This is a genomic window from Catellatospora sp. KI3 (assembly GCF_029948125.1).
GTDB lineage: Bacteria > Actinomycetota > Actinomycetes > Mycobacteriales > Micromonosporaceae > Catellatospora.
This window is the reverse complement of the sequence record NZ_JASAMB010000004.1, coordinates 382527-406450: the sequence shown is the minus strand read 5'-3', so window position 1 is coordinate 406450 and position 23924 is coordinate 382527. Positions and strand designations below refer to the sequence as shown.

14 protein-coding genes are annotated in these 23924 nt (G+C 71.4%); 4 read left to right on the top strand and 10 right to left on the bottom strand.

Features of this window, described 5'->3' with window-relative positions; genetic code table 11:
- The first annotated feature begins 84 nt into the window (after window positions 1-84).
- The 4 genes from QEZ54_RS10230 (at window position 85) to QEZ54_RS10215 (ending at window position 15946) form a co-directional block, all read left to right on the top strand.
- Entirely contained in the window at window positions 85-966 is an 882-nt protein-coding gene (locus QEZ54_RS10230; protein WP_281304284.1) for a hypothetical protein, read from the top strand.
- Window positions 963-3080, top strand: a complete 2118-nt coding sequence (locus QEZ54_RS10225) for a hypothetical protein (RefSeq protein ID WP_281304283.1) — start codon at window positions 963-965, stop codon at window positions 3078-3080. The genes QEZ54_RS10230 and QEZ54_RS10225 overlap by 4 nt, the downstream gene beginning before the upstream one ends.
- Window positions 3081-3428: 348 nt before the next feature.
- Complete coding sequence (locus QEZ54_RS10220; RefSeq protein WP_281304282.1) at window positions 3429-15533, top strand: LamG-like jellyroll fold domain-containing protein; 12105 nt, start codon at window positions 3429-3431, stop codon at window positions 15531-15533.
- Window positions 15530-15946, top strand: a complete 417-nt coding sequence (locus tag QEZ54_RS10215) for a hypothetical protein (RefSeq protein WP_281304281.1) — start codon at window positions 15530-15532, stop codon at window positions 15944-15946. The genes QEZ54_RS10220 and QEZ54_RS10215 overlap by 4 nt, the downstream gene beginning before the upstream one ends.
- A 21-nt stretch (window positions 15947-15967) precedes the next feature.
- Here the strand turns inward: QEZ54_RS10215 and QEZ54_RS10210 are convergent, their stop codons facing one another.
- From QEZ54_RS10210 to urtB, 10 genes are read right to left on the bottom strand one after another with little or no spacing between them, the layout of a single operon-like run.
- Window positions 15968-16687, bottom strand: a complete 720-nt coding sequence (locus QEZ54_RS10210) for an urease accessory protein UreD (protein ID WP_281304280.1) — start codon at window positions 16685-16687, stop codon at window positions 15968-15970.
- Window positions 16688-16699: 12 nt separating this feature from the next.
- Window positions 16700-17410 carry an urease accessory protein UreG gene (gene ureG, locus QEZ54_RS10205; RefSeq protein WP_348650528.1) on the bottom strand — a complete coding sequence of 237 codons (711 nt, stop codon included), beginning with the start codon at window positions 17408-17410 and terminating at the stop codon, window positions 16700-16702.
- Complete coding sequence (locus QEZ54_RS10200; protein WP_281304279.1) at window positions 17400-18128, bottom strand: urease accessory UreF family protein; 729 nt, start codon at window positions 18126-18128, stop codon at window positions 17400-17402. The genes ureG and QEZ54_RS10200 overlap by 11 nt, the downstream gene beginning before the upstream one ends.
- A 2-nt stretch (window positions 18129-18130) precedes the next feature.
- A complete protein-coding gene (locus tag QEZ54_RS10195; protein ID WP_281304278.1) occupies window positions 18131-19834 on the bottom strand; it encodes an urease subunit alpha in 1704 nt (567 codons plus the stop codon).
- A complete protein-coding gene (locus tag QEZ54_RS10190; protein WP_281304277.1) occupies window positions 19831-20136 on the bottom strand; it encodes an urease subunit beta in 306 nt (101 codons plus the stop codon). The genes QEZ54_RS10195 and QEZ54_RS10190 overlap by 4 nt, the downstream gene beginning before the upstream one ends.
- Window positions 20133-20435 carry an urease subunit gamma gene (locus tag QEZ54_RS10185; protein WP_281304276.1) on the bottom strand — a complete coding sequence of 101 codons (303 nt, stop codon included), beginning with the start codon at window positions 20433-20435 and terminating at the stop codon, window positions 20133-20135. The genes QEZ54_RS10190 and QEZ54_RS10185 overlap by 4 nt, the downstream gene beginning before the upstream one ends.
- A gap of 15 nt (window positions 20436-20450) precedes the next feature.
- Entirely contained in the window at window positions 20451-21140 is a 690-nt protein-coding gene (gene urtE, locus QEZ54_RS10180; protein ID WP_281304275.1) for an urea ABC transporter ATP-binding subunit UrtE, read from the bottom strand.
- Window positions 21140-21880, bottom strand: a complete 741-nt coding sequence (gene urtD / locus QEZ54_RS10175; RefSeq protein ID WP_281304274.1) for an urea ABC transporter ATP-binding protein UrtD — start codon at window positions 21878-21880, stop codon at window positions 21140-21142. Before urtD ends, urtE begins: the two co-directional genes overlap by 1 nt.
- On the bottom strand, window positions 21877-22968 hold the full coding sequence (gene urtC, locus QEZ54_RS10170; protein ID WP_281304273.1) for an urea ABC transporter permease subunit UrtC: 1092 nt from the start codon (window positions 22966-22968) through the stop codon (window positions 21877-21879). Before urtC ends, urtD begins: the two co-directional genes overlap by 4 nt.
- Window positions 22965-23864 carry an urea ABC transporter permease subunit UrtB gene (gene urtB / locus QEZ54_RS10165; protein WP_281304272.1) on the bottom strand — a complete coding sequence of 300 codons (900 nt, stop codon included), beginning with the start codon at window positions 23862-23864 and terminating at the stop codon, window positions 22965-22967. The genes urtC and urtB overlap by 4 nt, the downstream gene beginning before the upstream one ends.
- Window positions 23865-23924 lie beyond the last annotated feature (60 nt).

Sequence of the window (23924 nt, the reverse complement as noted above, 5' to 3'; positions counted from 1 at the left end):
GCCCACCGGTCGTGATACTTCCGGCTGCCAAGACCGCTGAATCGTCCACTTGCTCCCCTCGGCGCCGACCCGTTGACTTCCGGTATGGCCGCCGACGACCTGCCCGAGCCGCTGCCCGGTACACCGCAGCCCAGCGCACCGCAGCCCGGTCCGCCACCGGCCGCGGGCCCGGTGGCGCCTGCCGCCGGGGCGGCCCTGCCGCTCGATCCGCTCGCCGTGACCGCCGCGCTGCCCCTCGACCCGGCCGAATCCGTGCTGCCACCGGATCCAGCCGCCGAGGCCGTGGTGCCGCGCCTGGTCGCCCAGCGCCGCTGGCCGCAGCTTCGGGTGCCGCGCCCGCCCGCGCGCACCTCCCGGCGGCACGAGCTGGTCGTGGCCATCGCGATCGGCGTCGCCACCATCACCGGAGCCGCGGTCACCTACTTCTCGCTGCGCAGCGACTCCGCCGCCGCCGACCTGGACCAGCAGGCCGTGATCGAGACCGTGCTCATGCACCAGAAGCTGACCTCGGCCCGCTCGCAGACGCACGCCTTCAGCGGCATGGCCGCGCACTACCGGCACATGCTCGCCGACGCCGACGTCAGCGGGCTCACCGATCCGCGCGAGGCCGAGGTGGCCCGGCAGCTGGCGCGCAGCTACCGGATCCGCACCGGCATCAACCAGTTCCTCCAGGGCGCCGACGCGACCACGCGGTTCGACACCGACGCGCAGTACCAGGCGGCACTGCACCAGTTCGACCAGTTCGCGATCGCCGACTCCCAGCCCGACGCGACCGCCGCCCGCGCCGACGCCCAGCGCGGCGTCTCACGCCGGCTCAACCTCAGCGTGGTCGGCCTGCTCGCCGTCGTGGCACTGCTGACCTTCGCCCGCGTCGCGCGCCGCCGGTCGGCCCGCATCGCCCTGGTCGGCCTCTCGGCCGTCGGCTACGCCGCCGCCGTCACCGCCGCGGTGATCGCCGCCGTATGACCAGCACCGACCCGTACCCCACCGCCCCCGGAGACGTCGTGTCCGACATGGACCCCGCGGCCGTCGCGGCCGAGCCCACCGACGCCGAGTTCGACAACGAACTCGACACCGTGTTCAAGCGGCGGGTCGCCGTCTCAGTCGCGCTGATCGCGCTGCTCGGCGGGCTGATCGGCTTCGCGGCCGCCGACGCGGGCGCCCGGCAGGCCACCGTGGGCCGCGAGGCGCAGCGCTCGTCGGTGCTGGCCCTGGCCGACCAGAACAGCGCGCAGGACGCCTTCTACGAGGACGCCGCGAACTACATGGAGGTCTCGACGATCACCCGGCGCGGCGACATCGCCGAGATCACCGCGGAGCTGCTCGGCGACGCGAAGGCGGCCGCCGACGCGAAGACCTGGCGCGCGGCCGCGGCGAAGGTGTCCGATGTGTCGAAGGTGCTGACCGACCCGGCCTACGAACGCCGCCACGACCGGCTCTGGGACCAGCTGATGGAGGGCCCGAACGCGGCGACCCTGCGCCAGCAGGCCGCGCAGCTGCACGCCGGTTCCTGGGGCGACAAGTCCGATCTGTATGTCGGCGTGGTCACCCTGCTCGCCGTCGCGCTCACCCTGCTCGGCCTGGCCCTGACCGTGGCGCCCGGCGTCCGGCGCTACCTCATCTGGCCCGCCGTCGTCATCGTGACCGCCTGCACCGCCACCAGCGTGGTGGTCGCGGTCCGGCCCGCCGACCGGGTGCCGGAGGCGGCGATCGCGGCGGTCATCGCCGGTGACCACGCCGCCGCCCGGCGCGACTTCCTCCAGGCGGTCGCCGACTACAGCCGGGCCATCGCCGCGTACGGCGACTACGCCGTCGCCTACCAGCGGCGCGCCCAGGCCCGGCAGCTCGCCGACAGCCCGGAGGGGCAGACGTCGACGTTCGTGTTCAGCGCCAGCAGCAAGCAGGCCCGCGAAGCCGCCGCCGCCGACCTGCTGCGCGCCGTCGAGCTCGGTGGCGACGACTTCACGACCACGGCCGGTCTCGGCGCCATCTACTTCCACCTGGAGGACTACCGCCGGTCGGAGGACTACTCCCGCCAGGCCATCAGCCGCAACGCGAACCTGCCCATCCCGTGGATCAACCTGACGCTCGCGCTGCTCGGGCAGCACCGGGAGGGCGCCGCCGCGGACGCGCTGCGCCGCGGCCTGGAGGTCACGCGCGCCCGGCCGTACGTCGAGGAGCGGCGGGAGACCTTCGCCAGCATGCGGGCCACCCTCGAGACGCTGGCCGGGCAGCAGTCCGATCTGGAACCGGCAGTCCGACGGCTGCAGGCGATGACGGTGGCGGCGCAGGCCGAGATGGAGGCGCCCGGCGCCGCCGTGGCGGCACCGTCGGCCGAGATATCGGGGCTGGGGGCGACGTCGGCAGGGTCGATCCTCACCGTGCACTACCAGCTGCGGCACATCCCGCGCGGGGCCCGGGTGTCGGTGGTGGTCAACCACCGGGGCGACGGCGTGCAGGGCTGGAGCGAGCTGGCCAACCAGAGCGTGCACCTGGTCTGGAACGCCGACGAGTCCGCGCAGTTCCTGCCGTACCAGGTGACGCTGTTCATGTCCGGATGCCGTACGTCGGGGGAGTACCGGGTCAGCTTCTACGCCGACGGGCGGCTGCTGGGGGCGACCACGGCCGGGCAGGAGCAGTCCCCGCTGACGATGAAGCCGTACGGCGACTGGGTCGGCGGGATCGAGCTGTGCCAGCCGGACACCTGGCAGCTGACCGACACCGTCAGCGGTGCCGTCGACCTGTCCGCACCGGACCGGCTGCGCCGCCTGTCGGTCCGGTCGGTGCCGCTGACCAGCGGGTACCGTACCGAGGCCGAGCGCGAGCAGCTGGCGGGCAAGGTGGCCGACCGGCTGATCAAGGCCATGTCCGCGCAGGCGATCGTCACCGGGACCGCCGCGCAGCAGATCAACTCGCTGCCGGGGACGGCCCGGTTCGTACGCGTGTCGCCTACCGAGGACGGCGTCGTCTGGGTGTCGGTGGCCGCCGACGGGATGCTGCGCACCGTCGCGGGCCGGATGCCGACCGGTGCCGCCGGTGAACTGAGCCAGGTGATGACCCGGCTGCGGTTCGTGTACTGACCTGGGCCTTCTGCCGGTGCCGGGTGTGCGCCGGCCGCGGTCCGGGAACGTCCCAGCACGCGTCGCGATCGGCGGCAAGAGTGACTCATGTCACTCAGGAAACTGTCAGCGATGTGTTTGCGATGGATCCGCTGCTAGTGCCCGTTGGGGCGCGACGATTCGAACAGCCTGATCGGACAGTCCGATCTGGCTGTCCAATTTGCGACCTTGTTGCGCGGGCCGCGCTCGAACAAACTCCCCTCTGCCGCGGTGCGGCACTCACGAGGGGATCGCGGGATGCACGGGATCAGTGCGCACGAGGTACAGCCATGCCCGAGGGCAGGTCGCAGCAGATGGCGTCGCCGTCTGGTGACGCTGCTGACGCTGCTGCTGGTGGCCGGCATCGGCCTACCGGCGCAGCTCGTCCCGTCCTCAGGGGAGTTCCCGCTCGCGTCGCTGTGGACCTGGCTGGTGCAGCACCCGGCATGGGCCGGCGGCACCTTCGAGGGCGTCCCGGTGCAGGACCGCGGCCGGGCACCGGGTGGACAGCACTACGTGCCCTCGTCGGCGACCGACGCCAACGGCGTCTCGCGCGGCCCGGCCGAGCCGAAGACCCCGAAGCGCCCGTGGACCACGCCGCGCCGGGAGGGTCGCTTCGACGCCGCGACCAGCGTCCGGGTCGCCGACGGCGCGACTGAGACCTCCGACCTGTTCCGCAACGCCGACGGCACCTACTCCCGCAAGATATTCTCCGACCCGGTCAACTTCCGGGACGCCAAGGGCGCCTGGCGTGCCATCGACCGCAGCCTGGTCCGCGTCGGGAACCGGTTCACGCAGAAGGCCGCGCCGACCGACGTGTCCATGGCCGTCTCGGCCGCCGACCCGAAGCTCGTGACGATGAACCTCGGCCGGGGCCAGGGGGTGTCCTACGGGCTGGCAGGCGCGGCCGACGTGCCCGGTGCCGCCGACGCCAACGAGGTCGTGTACCGGTCGGTGCAGCCGGGCGTGGACCTGCGGGTCGAGATCCTCGCCGACGGGTACAAGGACACCCTGGTGCTGGAGTCCCGCAGCGCGCCGTCTGAGTTCGTCTTCCCGCTGCGCCTTCAGGGGCTCACCGCCGCGCTGGCCGCCGACGGCTCGGTCGTCTTCACCGACGCCGAAGGCCGCGAGCAGGCGTCGATCCCGGCCGGGTTCATGTACGACTCCAAGCTCGACCCGTCCGGCGACTTCACCACCTCCACCGCCGTGGCGTACGAGCTGATCACCGTCGACGGCGCGCCTGCCCTCAAGGTGACCGCCGACCGGGCCTGGCTCGACGACCCCGCCCGCGTCTACCCGGTCAGCATCGACCCGTCCTCCTTCCGCACCAACGCCGACACGTACGTCTACAAGACCGATACCTCGAACCACTCCACCGCCAACAACCTCGCCGTCGGCACCTGGGACGGCGGCACCCACGTGGCCCGGTCGTTCATCTCGTTCTACGGATTCCAGACCACCTTCAGCGGGGCGACGCTGTCGTCGGTGACGCTGCGCACCTTCCTGAGCTGGACCTGGAACTGCACCGCCAGCCAGGTCAACGTCCGCCTGGTGAACACCTCCTGGTCGCCCTCGGTGGCCTGGCCCGGCCCGACCCTGGGCACCCAGATCGGTTCGGCCACGCCCCCGCCCGGCCGGGCGTGCACCAACACCTCCGGCAACCGCTCGGTGGGCAACTGGGTCGAAATCCCGCTGACCACCTCGGCGATCCAGGGCTGGCTGACGGGCGGGTCGAACTACGGACTGGCCCTGACCGCCCCGTCGGAGACGGTGAGCAACTACTGGAAGCGGTTCACCTCCCGCGACTACGCCAACTACGCCTACGCGCCGTACCTGCTCGTCACCTACAGCGGCCCGAACTCGCCCCAGATCGACGCGGCCTACCCGCCCAGCGGCTACAACACGGCCTCGCTGACGCCGGTCCTGGTCGCCGACGCGCACGACCCCGACAAGAGCGGCACCCTCACCTACGACTTCGCCGTCTTCGACGACGACGGCGTGAAGGTCGACGACTCCGGCTGGCGGCCCACCTCCACCTACCAGGTGCCGGCCGGCAAACTCGTACGCGGCAAGACCTACTCCTGGATGGTCGCGGTCAGCGACGGCACCTCCAACAGCTCGCCGCGCTGGTCCATGCTGACCACGATGCCCGCCCAGCCGGTGATCACCTCCACCCTGTCGCGCAACGGCGGCCGCGGCTTCGAGCCGAGCGTGGGCAACTACACCACCGCCGCGACCGACGCCGTGGTGACGACGGTCGGCCCGGGGCTGTCGATCGAGCGCACCTACAACAGCCAGGATCCGCGCGCGGCCTCAGCACTGGGCGCCGGCTGGTCGAGCGTCCTGGACTCTTCGGCGACCGAGGTCAAGGACGCCGCCGGCGTCATCCAGGGCGTCGTGGTCCGCTACGGTTCGGGCCAGGAGGCCGCGTACGGCATCAGCCCCGACGGCACCTTCGCCGCCCCGGGCGGCCGCAGCGGCACCATCAGCTGCGTGGCCGCCAACGGCCAGGCCGCCACCTGCTCGTCGGCGACCTCGCCGACCGGCGGCTACGACCTGCTGGAGAAGGACGGCACACGGTTCTCCTTCCGCAGCCAGTCCACGCCGGTGAACGGCGCCTACCCGATCAGCTCCGTGACCGACCTCGCCGGGCGCAAGCTGACGTTCACGTACCTCAGCGGCAAGCCGAGCCAGATCACGTCGGCCTCGGGCCGGTCCCTGTTCATCGACTGGACCACCACCACCCCGGCGCACGTGTCGGCGATCCGCACCGACCGCGCCGTGCCCACCGACCCGGCCAGCGTCTCGGTCTGGCAGTACGAGTACTCCGGTGACCTGCTCACCAAGGTGTGCCCGCCGACCTCGGCCACCGCCTGCACCGCCTACGAGTACGCCACCGGCAGCGCCTCCACCTCGCTGTACCCGTCGGTCGTGCGCAACCTCGGCGCCACCTCCAACTGGCGGCTGACCGAGGCCGGCGGCGAAGTCGCGGCCAGCGCCGCCTCCGACAAGGCCGGTGCCGACAACGGCGACTACCGCGGCGTCACCTATGGCCAGGCCGGACCGATTCCGGGCCTGACGAGCACCGCGGTCGGCTTCAACGGCACCGGCTCGTCGGTGGCGCTGCCGTCCCAGCTGGGCAACGAGTCCGGCTACCGCTCGGCCAGCCTCTGGTTCAAGACCACCGCGACCGGCAAGGTGCTGCTGAGCCAGTCCGTCGACGACCCGGCCACGCAGAGCACCGCCAAATGGGGTTACACCCCCACCCTGTACGTCGACAGCGGCGGCAAGCTCGCCGGCCAGTTCCCGACCCTGCCGGGGACCGGCAACCTCGGCCCGCTGTACGGCGCCGCCTCGGGTCTGTGCGCCGACGTGCACAACTCCGGCACCACCAACGGCACCCCGGTCGAGCTGTTCCTGTGCAACGGCCAGGCCAACCAGAACTGGACCCTGACCGGCTCCACTCTGACGGTAACGATCAACGGCGTCACCCGGTGCCTGGACGGCAACGACGGTTCGAACAACAAGATGGTCGTCATCTGGACCTGCAACGGCGGGACCGCGCAGAACTGGCGCTTCGACAGCAACGGCAACATCGTGTTCACCGCCACGAACCGCTGCCTGTCGGTGTCCAGCGCGAGCACGGCCCAGGGCACCCAGCTGAACCTGTGGACCTGCAAGACCCCGCTGGAGGGTGACCAGATCTGGTCGCCGACCGTGCACGCCCCGATCGTGTCCACCGGACCGGCGGTCAACGACGGCAACTGGCACCAGGTCGTGCTCAGCGCCGCCGGCAACACCCAGACGATGTACCAGGACGGCGTCGCCGTGGGCAGCAAGAGCGGCGTCGTGGTCGGCGGCCGCCAGCGCCGCCAGTTCATCGGCGCCGGCTACCTGGGCGGCGGATGGCCCAACCAGCCTTCGTACAACGCTCAGAACAACCTGGGCACCGCCAGCTTCTTCAACGGCAGCGTCGGGGAGGTGGCCTTCTTCGACCGGCCGCTCACCGCCGCGGACGTCACCGCGCTGAAGTACGCCCGCGACACCTATGCCCACCCGCTCAAGAAGGTCACCAACCCGTCCTCCCGGGTCGCCGCCCAGGTGTCCTACAGCCCGACCTCCGGCGAGTTCACGCAGGTGATCGACGAGAACGGGGGGACCTGGTCGGTGGGTCCGCCGACGTTCGAGGGGTCGTACCTGGCCTACGCCACCACCGTGCTGGGCGGGTCGCCCACCGAGTACTGGCGCCTGGCCGACACCGACGGCACCGACGCCACCAGCGAGATCGAGGGTTCGGTCGCGCAGTACGTCAACGGGGTCGTGCTCGGCTCGTCGACCGGGCCGTTCGGCGACGCCGCCCAGGCGGCCACCTTCAACGGCACCGGCGCGTACGTCAACCTGCCTCCGTCGGTCATCCCGGACGCGGGCGCGGCGTGGTCGATCTCGCTGTGGTTCCGCGTGCCCTCAGGCAGCACCGCCGGCGGCAACATCTTCAGCTACCAGGACGCCCCGGTCGGCAGCGACGCGGTCAAGTGGAACCCGGCGCTGTACGTCGGCACCGACGGCCGGCTGCGGGGCAAGCTCTGGGGCGGCTCCAGCACCACGCCCATCACCACCCCGGGCCTGGTCAACGACGGCAACTGGCACCACGCGGCGCTGGCGGCGGGCAACAGTTCGCAGACGCTCTACCTCGACGGCGCGGCGATCGGCTCGATGAGCGGCGCGGTCACCGCCAACGGCGACACCTACGCCTTCCTGGGCGCGGGCAAGGCTGTGACCAGCTCGTACTGGCCGTATGTGAAGGGCAATCTGACCGGATACTTCACCGGTGACCTCGCCGAGGTCGCGATCTACAAGGGCACCCAGCTGTCGGCGAGCCAGGCCGACGCGCAGTTCAAGGCCCGGGACAAGGCGACCGGCACTTCTCTGATCAAGAAGTACGCCATCACCGACCCGACCGGGGGCTCGCTGACCACCCAGTCCTACGCCCTGCCGTCCGGCCGCAAGGTCGCCACCACCGACGCCCTCGGCAACGAGACGCTGTACGGCTTCGACGCGACCGGGCGCCTGCAGATCGTCGTCGACGCCAACGGCAACTTCGCCGAGACCGAGCACGACGCCCGCGGCAACACCGTCGAGCAGGTCAACTGCCTGGACCGGTCATCGGACCCGGTGGAGTGCGGCACCACGTACTACACGTACACGCTCAACGCCGCCAACCCGCTCGATCCGTGCAACGACAAGATGGCCACCTCGCGCGACGCGCGCTCGGCCTCGGCGACGGACGACACCTACAAGACCACCTACACCTACGACGCCAAGTGCAACGTCGTGGCGGTGACCGACCCGCTGGGCCGCAAGAGCACCAGCGTCTACAGCGGCGACCAGGACACACCCGCGGTCGACGCCGGATTCGTCCCGCAGGGCCTGGTCACCAAGATCATCTCGCCGACCGGCACCTCCCAGTCGCTGGCCTACTACCAGTCGGGGGATCTCGCCAGCATCACGGACCCGTCCGGGATGGTCACCGAGTACACCTATGACGGCATGGGCCGCATCATCGTCAAGACCGACCGGACCAGTACCAACCCGGCCGGACTGACGACGACCTTCACCTACGACAAGCAGTCGCGGGTGCTCACGCAGACCCAGCCGCCGGTGACCGACCGGATCACCGGCGCCACGCATACCGCGCGGACCAGGGCCGACTACGACGCCGACGGCAACGTCACCTACGAGGAGATATCCGACCTCACCGGGGGCGACGCCAAACGCGGCACCACCAGCGAGTTCAACCAGTACGGCCAGAAGTGGAAGGTCACCGACGAGCGCGGCAACTTCACGACCTTCACCTACGACGCCTCCGGCAACCTGACCGGTCAGGTCCGTCCCGACGGCACGAGCCTGCGGTCGGTGTTCGACGCCGCCGGGCAGCTGCTGACCACGAAGATCATGAACTGGAAGGGCGACCCGAACAGCCCGACCGCCCCGACCGAGTTCGTCACCAGCCAGCGGTCCTACGACGCGGCCGGCCGCCTGGCCTGCGTCACCGACGCGATGGGCTGGCAGACCTGCTACGAGTACTTCGACAACGACCTCGTCGCGACCATCACCCGCAAGGACGGCACCGGCAGGGAGTACCTGCTGGCCGACCACGAGTACGACGCCGTCGGCAACCTGCTGACCAAGTGGACCGACAACGGCGCGACAGTCACCAGCTTCCACGTCGACGCCGCCTCGCGCACCGACTCCACCACCGTCGACCCCGACGGCCTCAAGCGCACCACGTCGGTGGTCTTCGACGACGACGACCGGGTGGTGTCCAGCACCTCCACCGACGCCGCGGGCAACATCATGGGCGCGGCGCGCACCGCGTACGACCCGAAGAACGGCGTGCTGTCGCAGACGGTCTTCGGCGGCCCCGCCGGCACCAACCCCGCCAACGTGCCGGTCGGCCGCTGGCAGTTCGACGCCACCAGCGGCCCGTACGCCGTCGACGCGGTCGGCAACAACCGGGCCGTGGCCACCGGCGGTGTCAGCTGGAGCACCGACCACGCCATCACCGCCACCGCCGGCAGCGCGGTCTTCGACGGCACCGGCGCCTTCACCGGCAACACCGGCACCGTCGACACGATGAACAGCTTCACCGTGGCCGCCTGGGTGAAGCTGTCGGCGACCGCCACCACGCCCGTGGTCATCGCCAGCCAGGACGGCCGCAACGTCAGCGGGTTCACGCTGTACCACAACAAGGCCAACGGCCTGTGGACGTTCGCGATGCCCCGCGCCGACGTCAACGGCACGCTGTCCGACGTGGTCATGTCGTCGGCTGCCGCGTCGACCGGGGTGTGGACCCACGTCGCCGCGGTGTTCAACACCGACGACACCGACGGCGCCGACACCATCAAGATCTATGTCAACGGCACCCTCGCCGGAACGACGACCCGCGCGGCCCAGCCCTGGACCGCGGCCGGCCCGACCGTCCTGGGCGCCGGCAAGGCGGGCGGTGACCTCAACGGCCGGGTGGACCTGGTCACCCGCACCACCGGCGGCAACCTCGTGCTGTACTCCAACAGCGGCGGCGCCGTCGGCACCGCCCTGGGCGCCGGCACGACCGTCGCCACCGGCGTCGGCGGGCTCAGCCACCTCAGCCTCGCCGACCTCAACGGCGACGGCCGCACCGACCTGATCGGCCGCGACGCCTCCGGCGCCCTGCTGTTCCACCCGGGCACCGGTGCCTACGGCACGGTCTCGTTCGGCCCGCCGGTCACCCTGTCCGCCAGCGGGCTCAGCACCATGACCTGGATCGGCACCGGCGACTTCAACGGTGACGGACGCGTCGACGTGGTCGCCCGCGACCCCGGCGGCCTGCTCATGTTCTACCGCAACCTCGGCAACCGGGCCGGCAGTCCGGTGCTGGCCACGACCGGGGTGCAGATCGGCCTCGGCTGGAACGGCATCAGCTGGATCGGCACCGTGGACCTCAACGGCGACGGTTGGGCGGACCTGCTCGGCCGCGGCAGCGGCGACGTCATGCTCTACTACCTCAACCGGAAGCTGACGTCGCCCGGCTTCACCGCCTCCGCCCAGGCCACCACCGCGACCTTCGCCGGGTACGGCCTCAGCGCCGGCGACTTCAACGGCGACGGACGCGGCGACCTCATCGGCCGCGACACCAGCGGCAGCGTCTGGCTGTACCCGGCCACCGGCGGCACCGGGACCGCGACGCTGGGCACCCGGGTCCAGCTCGGCTCGTCCGCGTTCACCGGCATCGACCTGCACCTGAGCGCGAACCTCGACGGCGACGCCGCAGCCGGGTGGCGCGGCACCATCGACGACGTACAGATCTACCAGCGGGCGCTGTCGGCCACCGACATCACCGCCCTCAAGAACGGCTCGGCCGCGATCCCGGCCGCCGGGGCCACGGTGAGCCGGTCCTCCTACAACCTGGACACCGCCGGACTGGCGACCAGCGTGGTCGACCCGCTGGGCAACGTCACCGACTACACCTATGACGAGGCCGGCCGGGTCGCCGTCACCAAGAGCCCGTCGATCACGGCGGAGACGTTCAGCGGGCAGACCACCGCCCGAGCCGTGTCCTACCTGGGCTACAACACCTTCGGCGCCGTGGTCGAGTCGCAGGACCCGACCGGTCAGCTCACCACCACGACGTACAACGCGCTCGGCCAGCCCGTCGCGACGACGCTGCCCTCGTACACCCCGCCAGGTTCGTCCACGCCGCTGACCCCGCAGGCCACCAGCGAGTACGACAACCTCGGCCGGCTCGTGACCGAGACCGACCCGCTGAACAACGCCACCACCTACGTCTACGACCAGCTCGGCCGGCTCGCCAAGACCACCGCGCCCGACGGCGGCGTCACCACGATGGCCTACGACGCCATCGGCGACCCGCTGTCGGTCACCGGCCCGACGGGAGCTGTGGCCCAGTCCACCTACGACTACCTCGGCCGCAAGTGCACCAGCACCCAGCTCGTACGTCAGCCCACCGCGCAGGTGCTGACCACCACCTACAGCTACGGCGCGACCCCGGTGCTCTGCTCGGCCGCCACCCCCGCACTCGACCCCGGCCGCCTCACCAAGGTCCAGTCTCCCGGCGGCCTGGTGACCCGGACCGCCCACAACGCCGCCGGTGAGGCGACCTCCACCACCGACGCGGCCGGTTACACCACGTCGTACCTGTACGACGCGCTCGGTCGGCAGACCCGCACCACCGCGGCGGACAATACGCACACCGACGTCACCTACGACATGCTCGGGCAGGTCGTGGTGGGCGAGCAGTTCAACGCCACCAATGTCAGCCTGGCCCGCACCACGACGGCCTACGACCGGGGCGGCAACCCGGTCTCGGTGACCGACCCGCGGCTCAACACCACCACCTTCACCTACGACGCGACCGGCATGCTGGTGTCGCAGGTCCAGCCGGTGTCGGCGGTGGTGGGCAGCGGCATCACCAGCACCTTCGGCTACGACCTGGCCGGACGGCGGACCCGGTTCACCGATGGGCGCGGCAACGCGTTCTGGACCACGTACAACACCTGGGGCCTGCCCGAGTCGCAGATCGAACCGGCCACCACCGCGTACCCGAACCTGGCCGACCGCACCTACACCACCGCGTACGACAAGGCGGGCCGGGCGGTCACCCAGACGTCACCGGGCGGCGTGACCGTCGTCAACACCTACGACGAGACGGGCAACCTGACCCGGCAGGCCGGATCCGGGGCCGAGGCGGCGACCACCGACCGCGTCTTCGACTACGACCTGGCGGGCCGTCCAGTGTCGATCTCCCGCCCCGGCGGCGACACCACGCTCACCTACGACGACGCGAGCCGCCCGCTCACCATCACCGCCGGCACCCTCGGCGACACCGCGTACGAGTGGAACGCCGACAGCCTGCTCGCCAAGCGGACCGACGCGGCGGGGCAGACCGTCTTCACCTACAACGCGGGCCGGCTCGAACACGTCACCAACGGCAGCGCCGTACAGGTCGACTACTCGAACTTCAACGCCTTCGGCCAGCCGCAGCGCGTCGTGTACGGCGGCGGCACCGCCCGCGTGCTCGGCTACGACTCCGCGCACCGGCTGGCCAGCGACGAGCTGCTGACCTCGACGAACCAGCAGATCGGGAAGATCACCTACGGGTACGACGCCAACGGCAACGAGACCTCCAAGACGGTGATCAAGGGCGGCGTCGCCACCGCCAACGCCTACACCTACGACTACGCCGACCGGCTGACCTCGTGGACCACCGGTTCAGTGACCACGGACTACGACTACGACAAGTCTGGCAACCGGGTCCAGGCCGGGGCGAGCACCTTCACGTACGACCAGCGCAACCGGCTGCTGACCTCCGGCTCCACCAGCTACGCGTACACCGCTCGCGGCACCCTGCAGACCACCACCCAGGGCACCGTCCCCGCGGGCAGCGCCTTCGACGCGTTCGACCAGGTGGCGTCGCAGACCAGCACCTCCGGCGTGACCCAGACGTACACCTACGACGGCCTGGGCCGGGCGGTGCGGGCCGGGCACAAGTACTCCGGGATCGGCAACAGCCTGGCCGCCGACGATCCCACTCCCGCCAGCCCGGCCAGTGGAGACGAGGCGACCTATGTACGGGGCCCGGGTGGCTCGGTCATCGGTACGCAGGTGGGCGCCGCCCAGCGCTACGCCTGGACCGATCTGCACACCGACGTGGTCGGCCAGTTCACGGCCACCGGCGCGTCTCTAGCCGGTTCCGCCACCTATGACCCGTTCGGCAAGCCGATCGGAACGTCGACCCTGATCGGCCGCCTGGGTTACCAGTCGGAGTGGACGGACACCTCCACCGGTCGCGTCAACATGGCGGCTCGCTGGTACAACCCGGACACCGGCCAGTTCGACTCGCGCGACACGTACTCCAACAGCCCGGTGGGCTCGTCGGGTGCGGCCAACCGGTACTCGTACGGCGACAACAACCCGCTGACGCGTACCGACCCCAGCGGGCACTTCCCGACCGTCACCGACAGCGGGACGACGAAGGCGGACATCGAGGAGCGCAACAAGTACTACGTCGCGGAGGCCAAGAAGAAGGCCACGCCGCCTCCGCCGCCGAAGACGACCTGCGGAAAGACGCGGCCGGGCAGCAAGGACTGGTATGCCATCGGCTGCGACATCAAGCTCAAGCAGAGCTGCCCGCACATGCCCGGCGGGGTGGAGAACACCTTCGCCAACTGCACCGAGCTGAGCTACACCGGCGACGGCTGCTCGATCAACGGCATGTCGTTCAAGTACTCCGAGCTCGGTGTCGTCTCCTGCGTCGACCTGGCCCAGTTCGTCGACGACCTGGCCGGGGACTACCTCGGCTACGACAATGACCGGCTCAAGAAGTGGATCACCGCCGAGGTCCTCGGCAAGGCGATCGACAAGGCCGGGGCCGCGGGTGTCAGACGGGCCCAGAAGGAGGAGGAGGCCAGATGCAAGGCCGACTTCTGGTGCAGTAACGCCGGCTGGGTCGGCGCGGCGGTCAGCATGGTCGCCGGGGTGGTGGCGTACGCGGGCTGCATGGCGGTCGGGGTCGCGGCCGGCGCGGTGACCATGGGCGCGGCGACCCTTGGTGCGGCTGTCGTCTGCGGAGCTGTCTCGGGTGCGATCGCGGGACTCGCCGGTTCGCTGGCCCAGAGCGTCGCCGTGAACGGCTGGGGTGCGCTCACCAGCGGTGACGCGTGGAAGTCCGCGCTGACGGCGAGCCTCGTCGGAGCTGTGGGCGGGGCAGTCGGCGGCTTCGCCGGATTCGTGACGGGCGGGATGGCCGCCGCCGCGGGAGCGGGTCTGGCGGCTCGCATCGGCACCGGTTTGCTGTCAGGTGCGGCCTCCGGCGCGATCAGCGGCGGGCTGACCTCGGCGGCCGAGTACGGTGTCGGATGCCTGCTCGACCAGGAGTGCACCAGTGAGGGCCTGGCCGACTCGATGCTGCGCGGCACGATCACCGGTGCCATCACGGGCGGGATCAGCGGCGGGTTCGGTGCCGGCCTCAACAAGGGCGGCGCGTGCCACAGCTTCGACCCGGCGACCCCGGTGCTCATGGCCGGCGGGGTCACGCAGCCCATCGGGACTGTCCGGATCGGCGACGAGGTGCTCGCCACCGACCCCCAGACCGGCGAGACGGCTGCGCAGAAGGTCACCGCGCTGCATGTCAATTTCGACGTCGAGTTGACCGACATCTCGGTGGGCGCGCCCACCGAGCCGCGCCTGGCGCTGGAAGGGCGCGGTCCGGCGCGGGGTGCCGGCACCACCCGTGGTCCCACGGCGACCCTCAAGACGACCCAGAACCACCCGTTCTGGGACGCGACGGACGGACGCTGGGTCGATGCGGCGCATCTGACGGTCGGTCACGAACTCGTCGGACCCGACGGCGACGTCCAGTACGTGCTGGCCGTCCGCAACTACCTCGGCGGCCGGCAGATGCGCGACCTCACGGTCGCGAACCTGCACACGTACTACGTGGTCGCCGGCGGCGGGCCGGTCCTGGTCCACAACAACATCGACTCGTGCAGCCTCGTGATGGTGCGATCGGCCCGGGCCGACGGCGGGATGCGGGCCAACGCCGCCGCCCTGCGGTTGTGGGGTGGCGAAGGGAACGGGTTCTCGGGTGTCTACGACACGTCCACCCGCTTCTTCTCCGCGTACGTGAGCCAGGGGCCCGCCCAGGTCAAGGGGATGCTGCGCAACGGTGCCCACACCAAGATCAATGAGGAGGACTTCGGCGACTCCTTTGAGACGGTAGGCTTCGCGATGGTCGTGAAGAACGATGTGGTGCACGTGACCTGGAAGTCCGGCGGAGTGAACAAGCTGAACTGGGGGCAGGACGAAGCGCCCGAGATGTTCCGCGCGGACATCCTCGAGGCCATTCGGAGCGCCACCGGCATGAACGTGACGGGATGACGGCGCTGGTGGACGGAACGGTCGGCGGGTTGAGGCTGCCTGATGCCCTGCTCGCCGCCATGAGGGACGGCCGGTGGCGGGCACCGGCGCACGAGGTGCTCGCCCGGGTGTTCGACCACGAGCCCGACTGGCCGTCCTTCTACGGGCTCGACAGCATCGCGGGGCAGAACGACCCGTACCAGCAGTGGTCCGCACAGGAATTGAGCAAGAGCCTGTACATTCCCCGGCCGGGCGTCGGCGTGGACAACACGCGGTCGGTGATCATCGGCGATCTGGGCATAGACACCCCGATCGTGCTGGACTACCGGCTCGATCCCGCACGTCCACGGGTGCTCTTCCTCGGCGACAGAGACCTCGGCTGGCGTGAGATCACGGTCGACATCGAGACCCTGATCTCACGGCTGGGGCTGTGACCGGGCAGACCACCGGGCCGGCTACTCGTCGAGCAGGCGGCGCAGTACGTGCGCGTCCTGCGCCGTGGCGCTGACCAGGTCAGCCGGTCCGGTGGTCAGCGGCATCCGCACGGCCGTGGGCCCGATGACGCGGCCTGCGGCCTGCGGGCGGCCGGGCCTGACCCGCAGCAGCGAGCCGACGGCCTTCGCTCCGCCGAGCACGGCCGGGCCGTCCCAGCCGACCGAGGCGGGGCCGACCGCCGTGGACTGCCGCAGCAGCGGCCGTCCGGCATACCGCACCGACGTCTCGATCACGACGTCGCCGGGTGCCTCGTCGTGCCGACCGCAGATCAGCTCCTCCCGCCACATCAGCCGTGCGCCCTCGGCCAGTTCGATCGCGGACGCCGACACGTGGTCGCAGCCGCGTGCCGCGACCAGCTGCTCCGGCAGCCACTCCAGGCTGCCCTCGGCGGCCACGGTCACGGTGACGCTCAACCGGGACGCGGCGGCGACCCGCGACGGCAGCGCCACCGACGCGGCAACGCTGTGCAGTCGCAGCTCCGCGCCCTCACCGACCTCGATCTCCATTCGCAGGTCGTCGCCCGCCAGCGGTCCGGCCGCCGCCCCGACCAGGTACACCACGGCGGGCCCGGTCGGTGTCGGCGTATGCCGCAGGATCAGCGGCGGCTCACCGCGTACCTGAGCCAGCCGGGTGCCGCCGCGGCCGTCGGCCACGGCGGTCACCCGGGCCAGTGCCCGCATCAGCGCCCCATCTCAGCGCGCCAGGGCATGAGCGTGCCCGCGGCTGTGCGCGACCAGGTGCCGGATCCAGTCGGCGACCGGTGTGGCCTGCTTGTCCTGCGCGATCGACAGGAAGATCGTCGGCAGGTCGCCGCGCCGGGCGCGCGCGTCCCGGTCCATCACCGACAGATCCGCCCCGACCAGCGGCGCCAGGTCCGTCTTGTTGATGACCAGCAGGTCGGACGCGGTCACGCCCGGCCCGCCCTTGCGCGGCACCTTGTCGCCCCCGGCCACGTCGACCACGAAGATCTGCTGGTCGATGAGCCCCTTGCTGAAGGTCGCGGTCAGGTTGTCGCCACCGCTCTCCACCAGCACCAGATCCAGCGGGCCCAGCCGCTGCTCCAGCTCCTCGACCGCGTCGAGGTTGGCGGAGATGTCGTCGCGGATGGCCGTGTGCGGGCAGCATCCCGTCTCCACTGCCATGATCCGCTGCGGGTCGAGGACCCCGGCCCGCTTGAGGAAGTCGGCGTCCTCGGTGGTGTAGATGTCGTTGGTGACGACCGCGAGCCGCAGCTCGGTCGACAGCGCCCGGCACAGCGCCGCGACCAGCGCGGTCTTGCCCGACCCGACCGGCCCGCCGATGCCGACGCGTACCGCGCGGTCGAGCACGGGCAGCGGCGGGTGCGGGTCGACCCCGGGCTCGGGGTGGGTGTGCGGAACGGTCTCGTCGTGGTCAACTAGCAAAGAGACGCACCTCCCAGGTGGCGTGCAGTTCGGCGGAGATGTCGGCCAGCGGGGCGCTGTGCGACGGAAGTTCCGCTGGCGGCTTGTACGCCAGCGCGGCGGCATTCGCCGCGACGGCGTCGCAGTCGGGTGCGAGCAGCGCCAGCTGCCGCTGCACCTGGTACGGGTCCAGCCCCAGCAGCCGCACCGCCGCGCTGGCCGGGCCCGTCACCACATGGAACACCGCGATCCGGGCCGCCTGCTCGGCGCTGAGCCCCGCCGCGGCCGCGACCACGCCCAGCGTGAGCGCCTGATGCGGCCCGTCCGGATGCTGCGGCAGCGCCGCATACAGCTCCGACGGCCACGTCGCCCGCCCGGCCCGCAGCAGGGCGCGGCCCTGCCGACGGCTCGCCAGCCGCAGCGCCGGCGACACCGTCCGCGCCTCCAGCTCCCCGTCCAGCTCCACCAGCGAAAGGAAGGGACCCTTCTTATCGTTATCTGATGTGGAAGGGACCCTTCCCAACCTCCCGGAGGGGGTGAGGGCGGCGGTGTGGTGGGCGGCGGCGGTGAAGGCGGCGGTGACCGGTCCGGCCGTGTGCAGGCGGCCGCGCAGGAACGCGGCCACCCCGGCCAGGTCGGTGACCCGTCCGGCGGCCACGGCCGCCTCCAGCCCGCTGGAGTGGGCGTGGCCGCCGCTCGGGAACCGCCCGTCGGACAGCATCAGGTACGCGGTGTCCATGGTCAGAACAGGAAGTACCGCTGGGCCATGGGCAGTTCGACGGGCGGGTCGGGCTCGACCACCTGCCCGTCGATGCGGACGGTGAACGTGTCCGCGTCGACGGTGATGTGCGGCATGGCGCCGTTGTGCGGCAGGTCGGCCTTCGTACGCGAGCGCACGTCCCCGACCGGCACCATCGCCCGCCGGATGTCCAGCTCCAGCCCGGCCTCGAGCGCCGCCGGGGCGACGAAGGCGAGGCTGGTCTTGGCGGCGGCCACGCCGTAGGCGCCGAACATGGGGCGGGGCAGGATCGGCTGCGGGGTGGGGATGGACGCGTTGGCGTCGCCCATCTGCGCCCAGGCGATCAGGCCGCCCTTGATGACGGCGTGCGGCCGTACCCCGAAGAAGGCCGGGTCCCACAGCACCAGGTCGGCCAGCTTGCCCGGCTCGACCGACCCGATCTCGGCTTCGAGGCCGTTGGCCATGGCCGCGCAGATGGTGTACTTCGCGACGTACCGCTTGGCGCGGGTGTTGTCGGCGGCGCCGTCCCCTGCCAGCGACCCGACCCGGGCCTTCATCACGTGCGCGGTCTGCCAGGTACGCAGCACGATCTCGCCGATGCGGCCCATCGCCTGCGAGTCCGACCCGATGATCGAGATCGCGCCCAGGTCGTGCAGCAGGTCCTCGGCGGCCATCGTGGACGGCCGGATCCGGCTCTCCGCGAACGCCAGGTCCTCGGGCACCGCCGCGTTCAGGTGGTGGCACACCATCAGCATGTCCAGGTGCTCGGCCAGGGTGTTGCGGGTGTACGGCCGGGTCGGATTGGTAGAGGACGGCAGCACGTTGGGCAGGCTCGCCACCGTGATGATGTCGGGCGCGTGCCCGCCCCCGGCCCCCTCGGTGTGGTACGAGTGGATCGCCCGGCCGTTGATCGCCGCCAGGGTGTCCTGCACGAACCCGGCCTCGTTCAGCGTGTCGGTGTGGATCGACACCTGCACCCCGGACGCGTCGGCGACCCGCAGGCAGGCGTCGATCGCCGCCGGGGTGGTGCCCCAGTCCTCGTGCAGCTTGAACCCGCCCGCCCCGGCGCGCAGCTGCTCCCACATCGCCTCCTCCGAGACGGTGTTGCCCTTGCCCAGCAGCAGCACGTTCACCGGGAACGTGTCCAGTGCCTCGTGCATACGGGCCAGGTGCCAGGCGTTGGCGGTGACCGTGGTGGCCTTGGTGCCCTCGGCCGGGCCGGTGCCCCCGCCGACCAGCGTGGTCACCCCGCCCGCCAGGGCCTCGGCGACCAGCTGCGGGCAGATGAAGTGCACGTGCGTGTCGACCGCACCGGCGGTGAGGATCTTCCCGTTGCCCGCGACGACCTCGGTGGCCGGGCCGATGACCAGGTCCGGGTGTACGCCGGGCATGGTGTCCGGGTTGCCCGCCTTGCCGACCGCGACGATCCGGCCGTCCCGGATGCCGATGTCGGCCTTGACGATGCCCCAGTGGTCGAGGACCACCGCGCCGGTGATGACGGTGTCCAGGGCGCCCTCGGCCCGGGTGGCCCGGGACTGCCCCATCGATTCGCGGATCACCTTGCCGCCGCCGAAGACGACCTCGTCGCCGCCCGCGCAGTGGTCGGCCTCGACCTCGATCAGCAGGTTCGTGTCGGCGAGCCGGATCCGGTCGCCGGTGGTGGGGCCGTAGAGGGCGGTGTACCGCTCCCGGCTGATGACGCTCACAGTTCTCCTCCGCACTCGCCGCGCAGGCCGGGCACGATCCGGGCGCCGGACAGCGGCACCAGCTCGACCTCTCGCGATACCCCCGGCTCGAACCGCACCGCGGTCCCGGCGGGGACGGCCAGGCGCTGGCCCCACGCGGCCTGCCGGTCGAACGCCAGGCCCGGGTTGGCCTCGGCGAAGTGGTAGTGCGAACCGACCTGCACCGGCCGGTCGGCGGTGTTGGTCACCAGCAGCACGGTCACCGGGCGGTCGGCGTTCAGCTCGACCCCGCCCGGCCCGTGCAGCACCTCGCCGGGGATCACCGGATCGGGTGGTGCACCGTCACCAGCTTGGTGCCGTCCGGGAACGTCGCCTCCACCTGCACCTCCTTCAGCATCTCGGGGACGCCCGGCAGGACGTCGGCTCGGGTGAGCACCTGCGCGCCGGACTCCATCAGCTCGACCACGGTGCGCCCGTCGCGGGCGCCCTCCAGCAGGAACCGGGTGATGATCGCGACGGATTCGGGGTAGTTGAGCAGCAGCCCACGGGCCTGGCGCCGCTCGGCGACGTCGGCGGCCACGTGGATGAGCAGCCGTTCCTGCTCATGCTGGGTGAGGAACATGGACCGTCCTTCGGTTCACACGGACAGGGCGGCGCGGACGGCGGGTTCGGCGCCGCTGCCACCCGCACCCGTCGAGGTCACTCTGCCCGATTCGAGTACGTGGTAGCGGTGCGCCGCGCGCAGCGCGAACCCCAGGTGCTGCTCGACCAGCAGCACCGACAGGCCGTCACCGGCCAGCGACAGGATCGCCTGCTCGATCTCGGCCACCACGTTGGGCTGGATGCCCTCGGTCGGCTCGTCGAGCAGCAGCAGCTTCGGCCGGGTGATCAGCGCCCGGGCGATGGCCAGCTGCTGGCGCTGCCCGCCCGACAGCAGCCCCGCCCGGCGCCGCAGCAGCCCGGTCAGCGCCGGGAACAGGTCCAGCGCCTGCGCCAACGCCTCCTTGCCGCCGCGGCGGCCGTCGGCCACCAGCTGCAGGTTCTCGGCGGCGGTCAGGTGCGGGAAGCACTGCTGGCCCTGCGGGACGTACGCCATGCCGCGGTCGACCCGCTGGTGCGGGGCCAGCCTCGTGATGTCCTCCCCGGCCAGCAGCACCATGCCCGAACGCGGCTTGAGCAGGCCGATCGCCACCCGCAGCAGGGTGCTCTTGCCCGCGCCGTTGTGGCCGAGCACGGCCGTCACCGTGCTGTCGGCCACGGTGACGTCGACGTCGCGCAGCACGATGCTGCGGCCGTACCCGGCGGTGATCGATTCGATGCGCAGCATCACGCCTCCTTCGCCGCGTGTCCGAGATAGACCTCCTGCACCCGGGGGTCCGCCTGCACCTGCGCGACGGTGCCCTCGCTGAGCACCTTCCCGGCGTGCAGCACGGTGACGGTGCGGGCGAAGCGGCGCAGGAAGTCCATGTCGTGCTCGATCACGACCACGGTCCGCTCGCCGCTGACCGCCTCCAGCAGCGCACCGGTGGCCTCGCGCTCCTCGTGGCTCATCCCGGCCACCGGCTCGTCGAGCAGCAGCAGCTTGGCGTCCTGGACCAGCAGCATCCCGATCTCCAGCCACTGCTTCTGGCCGTGGGCCAGGGTGCCCGCGAGGTCGTCGCGGCGGTCGGCCAGGCCGATCGTCTCCAGCGCCTTCGCGACATCATCGGGTATGCCCCGACGCCGCCGCAGCATCGTCCACGGCCCCCGCCCGGCGCCCGCCGCGATGTCGAGGTTCTGCAGCACGGTCAGCTCCTCGAACACCGCCGCCGTCTGGAACGTACGCCCCACGCCCAGCCGGACGATGCGGTGCACGTCGCGCCCGAGCAGCTCCGTCTCGCCGAACCGGGCCGACCCGGACGCCCTGACCAGCCCGGTCACCGCGTCGACCAGCGTCGTCTTGCCCGCGCCGTTCGGTCCGATCAGGAAGCGCAGGTCACCCGGCGCCACGTCCAGGTCGACGCCGTCGACGGCGACGAAGCCGTCGAACACCACCCGCAGGTCGCGGATGCGCAGCCCGCCGCTCATGCGGCCACCTTCCTCGGTTCGGGCGCCAGCGGCGCCGGTTCGGTCGTCGGCGCAGGCGTCGCGGCACGGCGGCGCACCAGCCCCCACAGGGACGCGAGCCCGCCCGGCAGGAACGCCACGACCAGCACGAACATCAGGCCCTGCGCGTACGTCCAGGTGCCGGGGAAGCGCTCGGACAGGGCCGTCTTCGCCCACGCCACCGCGACCGCGCCGAGCACCGGCCCGAGCAGGGTGGCCCGGCCGCCCACGGCGACGCCGATCACCAGTTCGATCGACGGCACGATGCCGATCAGCGCGGGGGAGATGATGCCGACCGCGGGCACGAACAGCGCCCCGGCCAGACCCGCCATCCCGGCGGCGACGACGTACGCGACGAGCTTGACGTTGGCCGGGTTGTAGCCGAGGAAGCGGACGCGCTCCTCGCCGTCGCGGACCGCGACCAGCAGCTCGCCGTAGCGGCTCTGCATCAGCTGGCGGGCCAGCCACAGCAGCGCCAGCAGCACCCCGGCGATGATGAAGTAGACGGTGCGCTGGTTGACCGGGTCGTCCAGGGCGTAGCCGAAGAAGCCCTTGATGTCGGTGAGGCCGTTGGTGCCGCCGGTGGTGCCCTGCTGGCCGATGAGCAGGATGACCATCGCGGCGGCCAGGGCCTGGCTGAGGATGGCGAAGTAGGCGCCGCGCACCCGGCGGCGGAAGACCAGCGAGCCGAGGCCGAAGGCGACCAGCATCGGCAGCAGCATGGTGGCGGCCAGCGCGAAGACCGGGTTCTCGAACGGGCGCCACCAGGCGGGGAGCTCGTCGAGCTGGCCGTACAGCTGCATGAAGTCGGGCATCTGGCCCGGACCCGCGTCGGCGAGCTTGAGGTGCATCGCCATCGCGTAGCCGCCCAGGCCGAAGAAGACGCCCTGGCCGAGGGTGAGCAGGCCGCCCCGGCCCCAGGCCAGGCCGACGCCGATGGCGACGATCGCGAAGCACAGGTACTTGGCCAGCAGGCTCAGCCGGAAGTCGGTCAGCACGGTCGGGGCCAGCGCGAACAGCAGCACCGCCCCGGCGGCGAACCCGGCCAGCGCGCGGGTGCGGGCGCTCACGCCAAGCTCCGGGTGCGCAGCGTGAACATGCCCTGCGGGCGCCACTGCAGGAACGCCACGATCGCCACGAACACGATCACCTTGGCCACCGACAGGGTGGTCAGGTACTCCACCGTGGACTGCAGCATGCCGAGGACGAAGGCCACGATCACGCTCCCCTTGATCTGCCCGATGCCGCCGACGACGACCACCAGGAACGCGTCGATGATGATGTTGGTGCCCATGGTCGGGCCGATCGGGCCGAGCAGCGTCAGTGCCACCCCGGCCACTCCGGCCAGCCCGGAGCCGATGAAGAAGGTGAGCCGGTCGACGCGGCCGTTGGCGATGCCGGAGACGGCGGCCAGGTCGCGGTTCTGCACCACGGCCCGGATGCGGCGGCCCAGCGGGGTCCACTTGAGCACGGCGGTGAGCGCGAGGACCGCGAGCACGGCCAGGGCCAGGATGAACAGGCGGCTGTTGGCGATCGACACGTCGCCGTCGGCGGTACGCAGCAGCGTGGTGCTGCCGGTGAGCAGGTCGGGCGCGCGGGTCTGCACGTTCGGCGCGCCGAACACGTCGCGGGCCAGCTGCTGCAGGATCAGCGACACGCCCCAGGTGACCAGCAGGGTGTCCAGCGGCCGCAGGTAGAGCCGCCGGATCAGCAGCACCTCCAGCAGCACGCCGAGCAGCCCGGCGACCACGAACGCGACGGGCAGCGCCACCAGCAGCGACATCCCGGCGTCGGTGAGCACCTGCTGGAGCACGTACGCGGTGTAGGCGCCGGCCATGATGAACTCGCCGTGCGCCATGTTGATGACGTTCATCTGCCCGAAGGTCAGGGAAAGGCCGAGCGCGATCAGCAGCAGCACCGCGCCGATGCTGACGCCGGTGAACAGCTGGCCGAGGATCACGGTCATCGGGGTTCGCCCCTCGTCGTGGGTGAGGGCCGGTGGGGCGGCTGGGGCTCCGCTCCACCG

What these genes read in the sequence shown, in the direction of transcription:
- QEZ54_RS10185 (WP_281304276.1), bottom strand. Translation starts at nt 20,435, where the DNA reads ATGTTCCTCACCCAGCATGAGCAGGAACGGCTGCTCATCCACGTGGCC.
- QEZ54_RS10200 (WP_281304279.1), bottom strand. Translation starts at nt 18,128, where the DNA reads ATGGACACCGCGTACCTGATGCTGTCCGACGGGCGGTTCCCGAGCGGC.
- urtB (WP_281304272.1), bottom strand. Translation starts at nt 23,864, where the DNA reads ATGACCGTGATCCTCGGCCAGCTGTTCACCGGCGTCAGCATCGGCGCG.
- QEZ54_RS10210 (WP_281304280.1), bottom strand. Translation starts at nt 16,687, where the DNA reads ATGCGGGCACTGGCCCGGGTGACCGCCGTGGCCGACGGCCGCGGCGGC.
- urtD (WP_281304274.1), bottom strand. Translation starts at nt 21,880, where the DNA reads ATGAGCGGCGGGCTGCGCATCCGCGACCTGCGGGTGGTGTTCGACGGC.
- QEZ54_RS10230 (WP_281304284.1), top strand. Translation starts at nt 85, where the DNA reads ATGGCCGCCGACGACCTGCCCGAGCCGCTGCCCGGTACACCGCAGCCC.
- QEZ54_RS10225 (WP_281304283.1), top strand. Translation starts at nt 963, where the DNA reads ATGACCAGCACCGACCCGTACCCCACCGCCCCCGGAGACGTCGTGTCC.
- QEZ54_RS10215 (WP_281304281.1), top strand. Translation starts at nt 15,530, where the DNA reads ATGACGGCGCTGGTGGACGGAACGGTCGGCGGGTTGAGGCTGCCTGAT.
- urtE (WP_281304275.1), bottom strand. Translation starts at nt 21,140, where the DNA reads ATGCTGCGCATCGAATCGATCACCGCCGGGTACGGCCGCAGCATCGTG.